15 protein-coding genes and 1 riboswitch are annotated in these 15,038 nt (G+C 38.9%); of the genes, 12 read left to right on the forward strand and 3 right to left on the reverse strand.

The window, feature by feature from the left end:
- The 5 genes from OCV62_RS12870 to OCV62_RS12890 all read left to right on the forward strand — a co-directional run.
- On the forward strand, positions 1 to 423 hold a 423-nt coding region (locus OCV62_RS12870; protein WP_262587099.1), incomplete at its 5' end, for a hypothetical protein.
- Positions 424 to 973: 550 nt separating this feature from the next.
- Complete coding sequence (locus OCV62_RS12875) at positions 974 to 1,315, forward strand: arsenate reductase family protein (RefSeq protein ID WP_021914345.1); 342 nt, start codon at positions 974 to 976, stop codon at positions 1,313 to 1,315.
- An 11-nt stretch (positions 1,316 to 1,326) separates the two neighbouring features.
- Entirely contained in the window at positions 1,327 to 1,737 is a 411-nt protein-coding gene (locus OCV62_RS12880) for a peptide deformylase (RefSeq protein ID WP_021914346.1), read from the forward strand.
- Positions 1,734 to 2,003, forward strand: coding sequence for a hypothetical protein (locus OCV62_RS12885; protein ID WP_262587101.1), 270 nt, complete (start codon positions 1,734 to 1,736; stop codon positions 2,001 to 2,003). The genes OCV62_RS12880 and OCV62_RS12885 overlap by 4 nt, the downstream gene beginning before the upstream one ends.
- Before the next feature lie 17 nt (positions 2,004 to 2,020).
- A complete protein-coding gene (locus OCV62_RS12890) occupies positions 2,021 to 3,034 on the forward strand; it encodes a Fic family protein (RefSeq protein ID WP_262587103.1) in 1,014 nt (337 codons plus the stop codon).
- 170 nt (positions 3,035 to 3,204) lie between these two features.
- Here the strand turns inward: OCV62_RS12890 and OCV62_RS12895 are convergent, their stop codons facing one another.
- Positions 3,205 to 3,870, reverse strand: a complete 666-nt coding sequence (locus OCV62_RS12895) for an integrase core domain-containing protein (protein WP_262587105.1) — start codon at positions 3,868 to 3,870, stop codon at positions 3,205 to 3,207.
- On the opposite strand from OCV62_RS12895, the gene OCV62_RS12900 reads away from it, so the two are divergent.
- Complete coding sequence (locus OCV62_RS12900; protein ID WP_330667386.1) at positions 3,833 to 4,135, forward strand: hypothetical protein; 303 nt, start codon at positions 3,833 to 3,835, stop codon at positions 4,133 to 4,135. The two genes, OCV62_RS12895 and OCV62_RS12900, sit on opposite strands and share 38 nt — an antisense overlap.
- 122 nt (positions 4,136 to 4,257) lie before the next feature.
- On the opposite strand, the gene OCV62_RS12905 is transcribed toward OCV62_RS12900, so the two are convergent.
- Entirely contained in the window at positions 4,258 to 5,781 is a 1,524-nt protein-coding gene (locus tag OCV62_RS12905) for a response regulator (RefSeq protein WP_262587109.1), read from the reverse strand.
- A 9-nt stretch (positions 5,782 to 5,790) separates the two neighbouring features.
- The gene (locus OCV62_RS12910; RefSeq protein WP_262587111.1) at positions 5,791 to 7,566 is read right to left on the reverse strand and encodes a sensor histidine kinase; all 1,776 of its coding nucleotides are present in this window, start codon (positions 7,564 to 7,566) and stop codon (positions 5,791 to 5,793) included.
- Between the two features lie 187 nt (positions 7,567 to 7,753).
- Between OCV62_RS12910 and OCV62_RS12915 the strand changes: the two genes are divergently transcribed.
- The 6 genes from OCV62_RS12915 to OCV62_RS12940 all read left to right on the forward strand — a co-directional run bounded on the left by OCV62_RS12915 (position 7,754) and on the right by OCV62_RS12940 (position 15,034).
- The gene (locus OCV62_RS12915; protein WP_117963175.1) at positions 7,754 to 9,103 is read left to right on the forward strand and encodes an ABC transporter substrate-binding protein; all 1,350 of its coding nucleotides are present in this window, start codon (positions 7,754 to 7,756) and stop codon (positions 9,101 to 9,103) included.
- Positions 9,104 to 9,199: 96 nt separating this feature from the next.
- Entirely contained in the window at positions 9,200 to 10,081 is an 882-nt protein-coding gene (locus OCV62_RS12920; protein WP_117963177.1) for a carbohydrate ABC transporter permease, read from the forward strand.
- An 8-nt stretch (positions 10,082 to 10,089) separates the two neighbouring features.
- Complete coding sequence (locus OCV62_RS12925; RefSeq protein WP_117963179.1) at positions 10,090 to 10,905, forward strand: carbohydrate ABC transporter permease; 816 nt, start codon at positions 10,090 to 10,092, stop codon at positions 10,903 to 10,905.
- A gap of 36 nt (positions 10,906 to 10,941) precedes the next feature.
- Positions 10,942 to 12,132, forward strand: coding sequence for a glycoside hydrolase family 172 protein (locus OCV62_RS12930; RefSeq protein ID WP_117963181.1), 1,191 nt, complete (start codon positions 10,942 to 10,944; stop codon positions 12,130 to 12,132).
- Between the two features lie 15 nt (positions 12,133 to 12,147).
- Entirely contained in the window at positions 12,148 to 13,335 is a 1,188-nt protein-coding gene (locus OCV62_RS12935; RefSeq protein WP_117963410.1) for a Gfo/Idh/MocA family protein, read from the forward strand.
- A gap of 159 nt (positions 13,336 to 13,494) precedes the next feature.
- Positions 13,495 to 13,591, forward strand: a riboswitch (purine riboswitch).
- A 45-nt stretch (positions 13,592 to 13,636) separates the two neighbouring features.
- Positions 13,637 to 15,034: an NAD(P)/FAD-dependent oxidoreductase gene (locus OCV62_RS12940; protein WP_262587113.1), complete on the forward strand. Its 1,398-nt coding sequence runs from the start codon at positions 13,637 to 13,639 to the stop codon at positions 15,032 to 15,034.
- Positions 15,035 to 15,038: the final 4 nt, after the last annotated feature.

The following is a 15,038-nucleotide window of genomic DNA, read 5'->3' on the forward strand; positions in this document are numbered from 1 at the left end:
GCAGCACCTGTGGAATACAGAATGCAGACATCTGCATCAGAGCCGGTACAGGGAAATGGAAAAAGCACAGGATACAAGGCTCCCGTACAAGGACATTTTTATCAGGTAGTAGGTCAGGACGGAAAAAACATGATTTTTGCTACTGCGCAGAAGAAAGACGTGCTGGCAATTGCGACGGATTCCGATTTTGCCATGCTGACGGGAAAAATGGAAGACATCGAAGCGCTCAGAAAACAGGGCGTGAGAAGGATTATCTTCGCTACAAAGAGAGCAACCTCGACCTTCCTTCTTTCGGAGCTTCTTGAAAAGAGAGCATACGGAGAAATCTGGAGCCTCATCCACGATGGAGAGAACGTTGCGTTTACTGCAGTCGAAAAGAAGATGGATATAAGCAGCATCCTTACCCGGTTACAAACGAAATAAAACCGGATATAACAGGTACCGGTATTTGAAAACCGACATGACAGAAACAGGAAAGAGGACATGATTGGAATGTGTGGAGATCATGCTTTGCAGACTTTGCACAGATGATTTTCCGGTAAATTTTATAGAAGGATATCAGAGGGAACCCGGCAGTGGTCAGACAGCAGTCCTGATGCTGCCGGGTTGCTGTCTGAACAGTAACCATTTAGAGAAATTTCAGAAATTTATTTTCTGAAATAGATAACTCGTTTTAACTCGTAAATATGAATTAGAAAAAATTTTTAACTCGACAAATCGTTAATGAAAGCCGCTTGATGACTAAGCGGCTTTTCTAATACGTCATTGGATATTTCAGGTAATTACTGTATAATTGATATAAATAGTGATTTGTATATGGTTTCAATGTCTGATGGGCTACGTGTAGATTCTTTTTATGAAGACCAGCTCGAAAGAGCATGGTAGAATGGTTTGAAAAAATGCAGATATTAGTAGATGCTGATGCTTGTACAGTCATTTGAAAAACTTATATTGATGGCGAAGGAAAGATGATATGAATATACAGATATTCGGGACAAAGAAATGTAGTGATACAAGAAAAGCAGAGCGTTTTTTCAAAGAGCGTGGCATAAAGTATCAGTTCATTGATATGAAGGAAAAGGGCATGAGCAAAGGGGAATTCAATTCCGTAGCTCAGGCAAATGGTGGATTGGATAACATGGTCAACTGGGATGGCAAGGACAAGGATTTGCTTGCCCTTATAAAGTATATTGCTGCTGATGATAAGCTTGAAAAGGTTCTTGAAAATCCCCAGGTGATTAAGACACCAGTGGTTAGAAATAGTAAGCAATCAACCCTGGGTTATCTGCCGGATGTTTGGAAAAACTGGAATTAGAGGACAAGAATATGGTAAAAAAAATTATGCGGGATCCATTGTTTCTCGCTCAGAAATCTACAGATGCAACGGAGGCAGACCGACAGGTGATTACAGATCTGCTTGATACATTAAGGGCAAATCTGGATCATTGCGTTGGCATGGCAGCCAATATGATCGGTGTAAAGAAAAATATCATTGTGGTGGCAGCAGGTCCATTTCAATTTGCTATGGTAAATCCGGTTATTACAAAGAAGACCGGAGCATTTCAGACAGAAGAAGGATGCCTATCTCTGGAAGGGGTGCGTCCGTGTACAAGATATAAAGAAATTGAAGTGGATTTTTTGGATGCAGATTTCAAGAAGCAGCATGGCAAATATTCCGGTTGGACTGCACAGATCATCCAACACGAAATAGATCATTGTAATGGAGTTGTAATATGAAACCTAAGTCGCCTAAGAGCCTGGAACTATATGACATTATGATAAAACGGGGATATCCAGCGGAGTTTTGCGATCAAATAACGAAAAATCTTAACACCGACTGGACAGCCGGACGGATGATAGGTTATTTGTCCCATTACAAAAAGCTGCCGCTTGAGGAAATTGCAGATGAAATGCTTGCAATACTAAGTGACCGCAACAGAATTATGCAGAAACATGAAATGGAAGAAATCAATGCCAGATGGAATGAATATTTGAATGGATAGAGGATAAGGAGTAATACATGGACGGATATAAACCACCTTTTACAATTACAAACAGTATATTATCTCATGTGGCATCTGTATCTGAAAAAGTCGGGCGTATTACTGTAATGAGTAATATGGAAAACAAACCTCATCTAAGGAAAAATAACCGGATCAAATCCATTCATTCGTCTTTAAAGATCGAGGCAAATTCTCTTTCGCTAAGCCAGGTGCGTGATGTTATTAACGGGAAATTGGTTTTTGGAGAGGCAAAAGAAATACAGGAAGTAAAGAATGCATATAATGCCTATGAAAAAATAGCTGAAATAGATCCTTACAGCATAGAAGAATTAAAGAAATTTCATGGTATTATGACAAAATACATCGTAGAGGAATCCGGTGATTTCCGCAGTGGTGAAGAAGGTGTATTTAATGGTAAAGAGTGCATATTCATGGCTCCACCGGCACGCTTTGTTCCACAATTGATGAATGAATTATTTGGCTGGATGAAGAAAGAGAAAGATCAGATGCATCCGCTGATTTTGAGCAGCGTATTTCATTATGAATTCGTATTTATTCATCCTTTTACAGATGGCAATGGCAGGATGGCAAGGCTGTGGCATACAGCTATATTGGCTAAATGGAATCCTATTTTTGAATATATTCCGATAGAAAGCCAAATTGAAAAATTCCAGGATGATTATTATGATGCGATTGCAAAATGCCATGTAGAGGGAGAATCTACGGTATTTATTGAATTCATGCTGACTCAAATAGATAATACTTTAGCGGAACTTTTGAATCAGATGACAGATAGCGCCACGGATGACGCTATTCTTGACGCTGATGGCGCTAATCATGGTGCTGATCATATGGAAGGCAGATTGTTATCAGGCTTGAAACAGAATCCGTATATTACACAGACAGATTTAGCTAAAGAATTATCGTTGTCAAGGAGAACTGTCCAGAGAATCATGAAAGAACTGATGAATGACGGCAAGATAAAGAGAGTTGGTTCAACCAGAACAGGTCATTGGGAAATAAATGATTGATGCAGAGGCATAGTCTGCAAAAACTATGCCATTTCGTTTCCATTTCAGGAGATAGTATAGTGGCTCAGTTGTCAAGACAAAAATCTGAGATTTTTATAATGAACTGATAGGGTTAATAAGTTACAGGGAACTCAGGGAAAGTAGTGGAACTCTCCCCTGTCCCATTTATGCTAAGCTACATATGGCAACAGCATTGCCGGATAGTAGCATTCAGCCGGTGTCTGATAGTCAAGTGCAGAATGATGCCGCTCAAAGTTGTAAGTGCGGATATACTGTCCGATAGCGGTTCTGGCTTCTTTGATGTTATTGTATTGAGTCAGATAGGCTTCTTCATACTTGAAGCTGCGAAACCAACGCTCAATCATGATATTGTCTGCCCAGCGGCTATGCCAATCAATAACGGCTGTCAGATATAAAAAGCCCCGTTTGATTGGAATATATGTAATGTCAATAGACCGTGCCTGATTTGGTTTGTCTATGACAGCATTACGGAGCAGATAAGGGCATACCTTAGCCTGTTGCATACGCTTGGAAAGATTCATTTTAGGATAGATTGGGTAAATATCCATTTCGTTCATGTAACGTCGTGCTTTCCGACGTCCTACATGATATCCTCTAGCCTTTAGCTGTGCAGACATTTGCCTTGCACTCCAGGCCGGATTATCTGTATGGAGATGATCAATGATCTCTTTACAAGCCAGTTCTTCATCGGATATAGGCGTACCTTTGTAATAAATACTTGTATTCACCAAGCCGGTTGAGGAAACAAAGCCGGAAGCGGTTGAAACGGTTCCTGAAATTACAGAACCCACTCCAGAGGAAAAGCCGAAATCCACGAATATGCTCCCGGAACTTCTGACTCTGATTGTGTTTGCCTGTGGCGGCGGATTCTTCGTATTCAAGAAAGTCCAGGAAAAGAAGAAGGCACAGGAAGCGGCAAAGCCTGATCCGGATGCAGATTATGTGGACGATGACGAGGACTATGGGTACGATCCGGAACTTCGTTACAGGGACTCCTATCCACGCATCCGCAAAAAGGTAGTACGTTGCAAAACAGATTCGTTTCTCACTTGTCAGACTTGGAATCTGTGTCAAGCATGACAAACCACGTTTCGGGAAAAGCAAGGGCAAGATTGAAAAGTTCCATCAAGTGGTGGATGACTTCATCCGTGAATCAAAGTTCAAAAATATCAGGACACTGGAAAAACTATCATTACAGAGTATCAGGAAGTATATATCTTTCTGTATTCCTTGGGAGTAACGCCAACAATCTGACGAAAGCGTTTAATAAAATATTTTGGTTCTGTGTATCCAATTTCTGAACAGATCTCATATATTTTTTTGTCTGTATTGATCAACAGTTCTTTTGCATGTAATATTCTTATAAAAGTCAGATATTCAATGATAGTCTGTCCTGTAGCAGAGCTGAATATATTGCTTAGTGAGGAATAGTTTATACCGAAAATCTCTCCTAAGTCTGAAAGTGTGATATTTTCATTCATATGCTGGAAAAGGTAGTTTTGTACCTGTTCAACAAGATAGGCATTTGTGCTGCGTGTCTGTTCAGCAATTTTCTCAAAAATGCTCTCGATCATGGACAAAATGGTACTTTCAATTTCTTCAAGAGAGTGATAATTGTAAAGAAACTGCAGACTTTCTGTATAATCGATATAACAAGATGCCGGTATTTTTTTATCATTACAATATTTTATGATGATCAGAGTAATCTTGTTTAGCCAGGAATGCAATTCATAATAGGAAGGTTGTTCATTACGCACGTAATCCATAAAGGAATAGACAGCATCTCTCGTATTCAGTAAATTGCTGCCGGTCAGCTGCAACTGTAAATTCTGGTATATAGAGTATGGAAAGGTGCACAAAGTTTGATCCTGATATATGTGTATGGGATCCTTTGAGTAAAAAAATTGTGTCAAGGCTGAAACGCCACTGTAAAATGCATTTTTAAGCGTGTCATCATGATCGCTGTGGTATATTCCCGCGCAGATTTCCAATCCGGGGTTAAATTTCCATAAGAGTCTTTGTACCTGTTTTTTCAGAAACTTATCATCTAAATCCTCTTTTTTTAATAAAATACAGTAAATCTTTTCGCAGAATAGAAAAACATGATGCTCGGATGAAATTCCGGCAGCAAACTTTTGCAGCACCGTTCTGTAGTTGAAAATCTGGCTGCTGAATTCGCTGTTGCCAGTCAATAGTAAGAACCATGCTTGCGGAAATGTAAATCCACATTGTTTTTCCAGTATTTGAATCTTCTGCTTTTTATTCGAAGCAATGGCTTCAGAAAACAACAGATCTAAAAACTGGTCGTATTCTGACTGGGTGAGATTATATTCACTAAGAGGATCCGCCAGTCGGAAAAAATTTTCTACGCTTGTAATGACTGCATCGAATTCGGAGGGAAGAATAGGCTTCAATATATATCGAAATACATGATGCTCAACTGCTTTCTTGGCATAGGAAAATTCCGAGTATCCGCTTATGATAATGATAGGAATGGTTCCGTTGTTTTTGCGAATTCTGCTAATTAGCTCAAGACCGTCAAATTTGGGCATGCGTATATCGGTAACAACCAGATTTACTTCCGGATGTTGTTGAAGATAGTCTAATGCAAGGCTACCATCTTCAAACAGACCATCTATCTCCCATCCTGGGGAATGATTTTTAAAAATTTCGGCAATTCCATTGCGACTTTGTACTTCATCATCAATGATAATCACATGATTCATAGGTTTTCCTCACTTCTGAACAGGCAATTTTATGATTACTTTTGTACTTTCCATAATGCGTGATGTAATTTCTATACCATATGACTGACCAAACCGCTGTTTTAAATAGGTATTTGTATTTCCAATTCCTATGCCATCATTTTTACCATGAAGCACGGAATGTATCAGAAGATCTGACATGCCCTTTCCGTTATCTTCTATAGTTATGAAAATGGAATTATCCTTAGTAAATATGCTGAGGATAATAATACCACCCTGATGAATTTCAGAAAAACCGTGCAGCAATGAATTTTCTATAAACGGCTGCAAAATAAAACGGGGTATTTTATACGATTGCATATCCGGTTCAATATGATAATGTATTGTAAAAGAATCCTGAAACCGGATCTTTTGAATATACATATAATTTTTCAACCAGGATAATTCATCATTTATAGTGACAAAATCATTTTCTTTGATAATGCTGTATCGCAAAATATCAGAAAGCGCATTTATAATATAGGGTACTTTGTCTGCATTTCCATTTTGGGACATCCAGCTGATGGAATCCAAAGTGTTATATAAAAAATGTGGATTCAGCTGTGCGTGGAGCAGAGCAAGCTGCTGTTTTGCTTCTTTTTTTGAGTATTCTTTTAACTGCTCCACCAGAGTCAGAGTACGCTGGCTCATAGACTGGAAAGAATCATATAAATTGCCGATTTCGTTGTGGACAGGATAAACTGGTGAAGGAAAGTAGTTCAAATAATCCTGTTCCTGCATAATAACGGAAAGACGGCGAATCGGCGTAATAAACTGTTTGGTGAGCATGAAGAAGATCAGGCATAAACACAAAAAATCCACACCACAGATCAATAACAGTAAAGTTTTAATGAACTGTGTTTTGCTTTCTATATTTGAAAATGGTAGAAAAGAGTAACAATTATATTCTAGTGTATCAATCTGTGAATTAAAACGATAATATTTCTCACCGTTTATAGTTACAACAGAGTAAGAATATGGGGGCGTACCAAGCACGTCGGTGGAAATAATGTCTCCAATATGATAATTCAGATTCTCCTCCTGATAACCCCATATTAATGTATTGTTTTGGGTTGTCAGGAAAAATGTGGAATCGGAACTGAAATTGGAAAATATAAGGATATCTTCAAAGGAAGCGATATCGACTTCAACTAACAAAATTCCAATAGGCCGGAAGTTGTGTGTCAAACTTCGTAAAAGGCGACCATAATAAATGGACGTATTTGAAGCAGGGTATTTACGCTTACTGGTATGTGTAATGGGATTAGATAAAACACCTGATCCATTATGTGCATATATTTTCTGTAAAAAATCAGGATCCAAGGAGTTTATATGTATAGCATTACTGTACCCGTCATTCCAGTATAAAGTATCTCCTGCCATTGTTGTAAGAGATACTGACAAAATCATGTCATCTGTTCTCATTAATGAATCAATAGCAGGCTGGATTCTTTTTTTATCAGGAGAGGATAATAATGTTGCTTGTCCTTTTTCCAGACAGCTCATAATATCATCATTGTAGTAAATTGAAGCGGTGAGATTGTTAAAGTAGGTGAGTTTCTGATAAATATTGGATGTAACTAATTTTAATACCTGGATCTGGGATTCGATTTCAGCATTCAGGGCATTTTGAGTTTGGAAATGATAAAGTAGCAATGCTGTAACTGTCATAGGAATGAAGGCTATAAACAGAAAAATGATGAGTAATTGCTTTTTTAGTGAAATGCCTGCTTTTTTCATGTTATATTTCCCCATATAGTCAATCATTGATTCATCTGATGAAATTATTATCCTATCTGAGATCATTATACTATATCAAATCAAAAATAAAATCTAGAAAAAAGTGCACCATTCAAAAAAAGTGGTATTTTATGCAATAATCCGGCAAGGTACAATAAGCTCACAAAACAAAGCCGCTGCGTCGGGGGTATAAAGGTATAAAGGAGGTACTTATATGAAGAGAAAAGTAGCAGCATGTTATCTGAAAAAGGGAATGGCGTATTGTCTTATGGGAGCCATGCTCTTAGGTCTGAGTATCGGGACTGCCGGATGTGGAAAAGAGCAAAAAGGAACCCAGGAAGCAGAAGGAAATACTGAGATCCAGGAAGTGGAAGGTAATGATGGACCAATAGAGATTGTTTACTGGAATCAGTGGACACAGGAAGATGAGACTGCCTTTTTAAAGAAGTACGTAGAAGAATACAATAGTTCCCAGGATAAATATCATGTATCGTTTCTGGCTATTCCGTATGAAGAGTATACGACTACAAAGCTGGCCACTGCATTTGCTACCAATGAAGCTCCGGATATCTTTGAGTGTAGTCCGGCAATCATTAACCAGTACCTTGATGCAGGTGTATGTGAACCACTGGATGATATTATTACCGATGAAATAAGAAATGATTTTACAGATGCAGCATTTGACCGGGTGTCGAGAGATGGGAAAATTTATGGAATTCCGTTAGACAGTGATCTGGTGGCATTATACTACAATAAAGAAATACTAGAGCAGAATGACATTGATCCACCGACAACGTGGGCGGAACTCAAAGATGCGGCAGCAAAGCTGAATACAGCTGATTATGCCGGATTTACCTTTGAAGTTGATAAGGGTGATTGGCAGTGCTTTACCTTCTATCCTTTTGTGTGGATGCAGGGTGGAAGCCTGTTTACATCGGATGGTATGGCGAATTTAAATTCTGAAGAAGTTGTAAATGCATTGCAGTTATGGAAGGATCTTCTGGATTCCGGAGACTGTAATGAGACACCTGGAAGATCTGTTTCAGATATTTCAATTCTGACAAATGGAGAGACAGCAATGCAGATTAACGGCAGTTGGTCGGTTCTTCGTGTGGATTCAGAAAAGTATGGTGTTGTGCCATTACCAGCAGCAACGGCAGGAGGTGATACAGCCAGTGTTGCAGGTGGGTGGAACGTACTGGTAAGTAATCAAAGCAGTGAGGAAAAGATAGCAGGAGCCAAAGATTTTATTTCATGGATGTGGCTGAATGTAGATCATGTGACGGAATTTGATACAAAAGCCAAGTTTTCATATTGTATGAGAAACTCTGTCATTGAGGCAGGTGCGGAGGTATATCAGAGCAATCCAAATGCCATAGTATTTTCTGATGAGGTATTACAGACAGCAAAACCTGAAATTGCATTATCCGGAGAAGCAAAAGAAATTGTATCTACCATGATTCAGGATGCACTTTACAATATGAGTGCAAAAGAAGCGGCAGATATTGCACAGGAAAGTATGCTGAAATATCAGGAAGCAAACGGAGCAAGATTCGGCGGCTGAAATAACAGGAAAAGCAGACATTGCAGGCAACTAGATATTTGATTTTTGTCCTGCTGTGAATAACAGCAGGACAAGATACAGGAGGTTTGAGTTAATGTGGGAAAAAAGCATAAACGTATAAAACGGGAGACTCTGATTTCTTATCTGATGATTGCGCCAGAAATGATACTGATGCTGATTTTTATTTTCATACCGATCGTGTATGCATTTTATATAAGCCTGTTTGACTGGAATGCAATGGGAACAAAAACATTTGTCGGAATCAGTAATTATTTAAAAATGATGCAGGACTTAACTTTCAAAAGCAGTCTGCTGGTTACTGGAAAATATGCTTTGATATATGTTCTGACTGTCTATGTTCTTTCTCTTGCGGCAGCAGTTTTTGTAAACTCGATCAGAAGCAATAAGCGGCAGCAGGCATGCAGAATAGGCATATACCTGCCCAATACAGTTTCGACAATTGTCGCAGCGACCTTATGGACATTCCTGTTCAATTCAAGAAATGGATATATCAATAAAATTTTAGATGGAATAGGAGTCGGAAGACAACTCTTTCTGGGATCAAGGTCACAGGCACTGATATGTGTTGCGATTGTAGGAATATGGGTAGTTTTTGGCTACAATATGATCATCTTTTTATCGGCTTTAAAAGATGTGCCAAGTGAATATTATGAGGCAGCTAAAATAGATGGAGCAAATGCTGTGCAAAGATTTTTCAAAATAACTCTTCCATCTATAAAGGGAACGACTATTTTTGTATTGGTTACATCACTGATTGCATCCTTTCAAGCGTTTGATCAGATCAGAGTCATGACATCCGGGGGGCCGGGCAAGACAACGGAGGTAACGGTGTACTATATTTTCCAGTTGGCATTTGAACAATATAGATTTGGATATGCTTCCACGATTGCTGTGTCCTTGTCACTGATCATTATGGTGGTTACTGTCATACAGATGAAATTGCTTAGGTTTAAGTAGGTGATATAGTGAAAAAATATGGAATATTGTTAGTAAAGAGTTTGGTCGGATGTGTATTTCTGGCTTTTACATTGTTCCCGATCGTTTTACTCATAAGCAGCTCGCTTAAAATAGATACAGAAGTATTTGATTATCGGATCATCCCCAAACATATTACTCTTGATGCTTATAAGCAGGTGTTTAGAATTCTAGATATTTTTACGGGAATTAGAAACTCGTTGTTTGTGGCAACTATGGTGACGGTATTAGCCCTGATTGTACATTCGATGGCTGCTTTTGCATTTGCAAGACTGGAATTTCCAGGGAAGAAGGGAGCATTCATGTGGGTTCTGAGTACCATGATGATTCCTTTTCCGGTAATCATAATTCCTTTGTTTTTTATAATCAAAAGTCTTGGACTGGTGAATTCGCTTTGGGGCATGATACTTCCTATGGTTCCGCATGCATATGGCGTATTCCTTTTTAGGCAATACTTTATGGAAATGCCGGATTCTCTGTATGAGTCAGCCAGAATCGATGGATGTTCGGTATTTCAGACTTTTAGAAAAATATATGTCCCGCTTGCAAAGCCCATGTTTATTACATTAGGTGTATCCTTTTTTGTCACAAACTGGAATTCCTATTTATGGTCTACTATTGTAGCGCAGGACGAAACTAAATATACAATCCAAATACAGATTGCAACTTTGATGGGATCTCTGAGAATTTCATGGAACCAGATTTTAGCAGCATCTGTGATTGCGATTGTTCCGACTGTTCTGTTGTTTGGTGTACTTCAGCGTTATTATCTTGAAGGCATTAAGACAACCGGGATGAAAGAATAAATTATATTATTTATATACATAAAGGAGGATTTTTATATGTTAGGAAACGAAATGTTTAAATTTCCAGAGGGCGTTGTATCAAGATGGGCGAGTTATGAGAATCCAGATGGAGCAAAAGGCGCGGGAGGAAAGGAAAGAAATGGCAGAAAAGGGGCTGCCTGGTTTACACTGAATCCCGGTGAAGAATTTGTTTTAGCTCATGCTGAAAATACAAGTGGCGTTATTCGTCGTATCTGGATTACGATCAACGATCAGACTCCGGAGACTTTAAGGGGACTGAAACTGGAGATGTTTTGGGATGGCTGCGATAAGCCGGCAGTGAGTGTTCCTTTTGGTGATTTTTTCTGTGTTGGACTTGGAAAAGTTGCAACTTTTAAGAATGCATTATTCTCAAATCCGGAAGGACGTAACTTTAGTACCTATATTCCAATGCCATTTAAGACAGGTATGAAGATTACGGTTACCAATGAATCCAGTGTCCTGATCAAGCATTTTTATTATGATATTGATTATACTCTGGGGGACAAATTTACGGAAGATACACTGTATTTTCATGCTTACTTTAACAGAGAGAATCTTACAAACTTGAAAAAGGATTTTGAACTTCTTCCGTATGTGGAAGGAAAAGGCAGATATCTGGGAACGAATATGGGAGTAAGATGTAATACAAAATTATACTCCGATACATGGTGGGGAGAAGGCGAATTTAAGGCATATATTGATGGAGATACCGATTACCCGACCATCTGTGGAACCGGAGTGGAAGATTATATCGGAACGGCATGGGGACAAGATTATTATTATGATCTGTATTGTGGCTGTCCGGTATATGATAAGACAAATATGGAGTTATGTTTCTATCGGTTCCATGTTCCGGATCCGATCTACTTTAACAGTAATTTTAAAGCAACTATACAGCAGATCGGAGCTGTTGATAGAGATGATTATTTCCATCATGCGCAGCTGTTGTATAAAAATCAGATGGCAAATAATCAGGTGATTTCGGTGGATGGAGAACCTGTAGATTTTACCAATATTCCGATGCTGGATGGAAGACCACTTTTATTTGAAAGAGAGGATGACTGGTCTTGCTGTTCCTATTTCTATTTGGATAAACCTATGAATAATTTGCCGGAATTAATGAATGTTTCGGATCGGACAAGGGATTTGGTTGGCCGCCCTGGCTTTATGGGAAAATATCCTCAGGAAATGCCGCTTTTTGATTGATGGGAGAAAATTAGTATGGTTAATAATAAAATTAAGGTTGGAATGGTTGGAATAAGCTTTGGAATGGAGTTTATTCCGATCTATATGAAGCATCCGGATGTATATGAGATAGCGATTGCTGACACGAATTTGGAACTGATTAAAACAGCCCAGGAAAAATTTGGAATCAGCAGTAAGGATTGCTATGATAATTATGATGACATGCTGAAAGATGACGCAATAGATGCAATCCACATTGTTACACCTCCGTCTACGCATGCTGAATTTTCCATAAAAGCTCTGAAGGCAGGAAAACATTGTGGGTGTACAATCCCGATGGGAATGAGTATTCAGGAGTTGGAAGATGTCATTAAGGCGAGAATAGAAAGCCAAAAACAGTATATGTTTATGGAAACAACTGTATTTGGGAGAGAGTATTTTTATGTGAAGGACTTGCTGGATCAGGGAAAGTTTGGAAAGATACAGTATATGACATGTGCTCATTATCAGGATATGGAAGGCTGGCCTTCTTACTGGGAAGGATTTCCACCATTGATGCACCCGACACATGCAATTGGAACCTGCCTTATGTTACTGAACGACTATCCAAAAGAAGTATATGCAAAAGGCTCAGGAAGAATCAGAGACGAACTGATATCCCAGTATCATTCACCATTTGCATTTGAAGCGGCTTTTGTAACAATGGAACACAGTGATGTTGCAATAGAAATGGAACGTTTTCTTTATGGTGTCGCCAGAAGCTATTCAGAATGTTTCAGAATATATGGAAGGGACATGAGCTTTGAGTGGCAGCAGCTGGCTTCTGAGAATCCGGTTATTTATACACGCACCGGAGAAATCCAGCAGGAAATGATGGATATTGATGGTGATCCGAACAGATATAACCGAGGCGGAGAAATTGTCGAAGAAAGAATAGAAGTCCCGGATTATGGATGCAGACTGCCGGATAGTATTGCCGGATTTACAACAGAAACTGTATATAACGATGAAAATACACATCTTTCATTTAAACAGGGAGGTGGGCATGGAGGTTCCCATCCTCATATGATACATGAATTTGTCCGTGCTATCATAGAAGATAGAAAGCCTGTAGTAGATGACATTGTTGGCGCTTACTGGACTGGCACAGGGATATGTGCTCACCAGTCAGCGATGGAAGGCGGAACGGTTGTTAAAGTGCCGGAATTTAAAAAATATCTCTAATACGTAATAGAATTGTAATCAACAGAAACTGGGGAATTCCTGTAGGGGATTCCCCTTTATTCTTTTGCTGTTCCTATGGGAATAGTATTTACATTTGCACAGGCGAACAGCCGTATATTGTGCAAGTTTTTCAATAAGAAAGCATTTGCATTAGAATGCTATTTCAGGTATAATAATTCGAGTATAAGTCTGCAAAATGGGCAGACGTTTCTACCAACCGCCAAACGGGTTGACTACATTTTACGTAGTCAACCTTTTTTTATGACAATAGAATGTTCGCAGAGCGTGCATTCTATTGTTTATGAAAGAATATTTTATGGGAGGAAACATAATGTATGATGTTGTAATTGTAGGTGCAGGACCGGGAGGAATATTTACTGCATACGAATTATTAGAGAAAAGACCGGATTTAAGTATTGCTGTTTTTGAAATGGGAAATGAATTAACAAAACGCCACTGTCCGATTGATGGTGACAAAGTGAAATCTTGTATTCATTGTAAAAACTGTTCTATCATGAGTGGTTTTGGAGGCGCAGGTGCATTTTCTGATGGTAAATATAATATCACCAATGATTTTGGCGGGACGCTATACGAGTATATTGGTAAAAAATCTGCATTGGAATTAATGGAATATGTAGACAAGATCAATCTTGCTTTTGGTGGAGAAGGAACAAAACTGTATTCTACTGCAGGATCAAGTCTGAAGACACGCTGCATGCAAAATGGTTTACATTTATTGGATGCTTCTGTTCGCCATTTGGGAACAGATATTAACTATATTGTGTTGGAACATTTATATGATCATCTGAAAGAAAAGATTGATTTTCATTTCAATTGTTTCATTGATAAAGTAGAAAAACTGGATAGCGGATATCGAATCTATCATGAAGATTCCTATTATGATGGTAGAGAATGCGTTATTTCCGCAGGGCGCAGTGGAAGTAAATGGATGGAAAATGTCTGTCAGGATTTGGGCATTAATACGAATTCGAATCGTGTGGATATCGGAGTTCGAGTGGAACTTCCGGCAGGAATCTTTGCACATCTGACGGATGAATTATATGAAAGCAAGATTGTGTACAGAACCTCAAAGTATGAAGATTTGGTGCGTACCTTCTGTATGAATCCAAAAGGAGAAGTTGTAAACGAAAATACAAATGGCATTGTTACTGTTAACGGACACAGCTATGAGGATCCGGCAAAGCAGACAAATAATACAAACTTTGCGTTGCTTGTTGCAAAGCATTTTTCAGAGCCTTTCAAAGATTCTAATGGATATGGAGAAAGTGTTGCTCGATTAAGCAATATGCTGGGTGGCGGCGTGATTGTCCAGCGTTTTGGGGATTTGATCAGAGGCCGTAGAAGTACAGAAGAAAGAATCAGCGAATCCTTTACCGTTCCGACTTTAAACGCAGCGGCAGGTGATCTGAGTCTTGTCCTTCCGAAACGTTTATTAGACGGTATTATTGAAATGATCTATGCCCTGGACAAAATCGCACCGGGAACTGCAAGTGATGATACCTTACTGTATGGTGTAGAGGTGAAATTTTACAACATGGAAGTGGAGCTGGACCACAACCTGATGACTCGCCATGAAGGACTTTATATTATTGGTGATGGCAGCGGTATTACTCATTCTCTGTCTCACGCTTCGGCAAGTGGAGTATATGTTGCGAGACAAATTATTTCAAAAATGTAGAGGT

This window comes from Gallintestinimicrobium propionicum (assembly GCF_025567525.1).
In the GTDB taxonomy this organism is placed as follows: domain Bacteria; phylum Bacillota; class Clostridia; order Lachnospirales; family Lachnospiraceae; genus Gallintestinimicrobium; species Gallintestinimicrobium propionicum.

Coding starts and splice junctions, on each gene's coding strand:
- OCV62_RS12875 (WP_021914345.1), top strand. CDS start 974: ATGAATATACAGATATTCGGGACAAAGAAATGTAGTGATACAAGAAAA.
- OCV62_RS12880 (WP_021914346.1), top strand. CDS start 1,327: ATGGTAAAAAAAATTATGCGGGATCCATTGTTTCTCGCTCAGAAATCT.
- OCV62_RS12885 (WP_262587101.1), top strand. CDS start 1,734: ATGAAACCTAAGTCGCCTAAGAGCCTGGAACTATATGACATTATGATA.
- OCV62_RS12890 (WP_262587103.1), top strand. CDS start 2,021: ATGGACGGATATAAACCACCTTTTACAATTACAAACAGTATATTATCT.
- OCV62_RS12905 (WP_262587109.1), bottom strand. CDS start 5,781: ATGAATCATGTGATTATCATTGATGATGAAGTACAAAGTCGCAATGGA.
- OCV62_RS12910 (WP_262587111.1), bottom strand. CDS start 7,566: ATGATTGACTATATGGGGAAATATAACATGAAAAAAGCAGGCATTTCA.
- OCV62_RS12915 (WP_117963175.1), top strand. CDS start 7,754: ATGAAGAGAAAAGTAGCAGCATGTTATCTGAAAAAGGGAATGGCGTAT.
- OCV62_RS12930 (WP_117963181.1), top strand. CDS start 10,942: ATGTTAGGAAACGAAATGTTTAAATTTCCAGAGGGCGTTGTATCAAGA.
- OCV62_RS12935 (WP_117963410.1), top strand. CDS start 12,148: ATGGTTAATAATAAAATTAAGGTTGGAATGGTTGGAATAAGCTTTGGA.
- OCV62_RS12940 (WP_262587113.1), top strand. CDS start 13,637: ATGAAAGAATATTTTATGGGAGGAAACATAATGTATGATGTTGTAATT.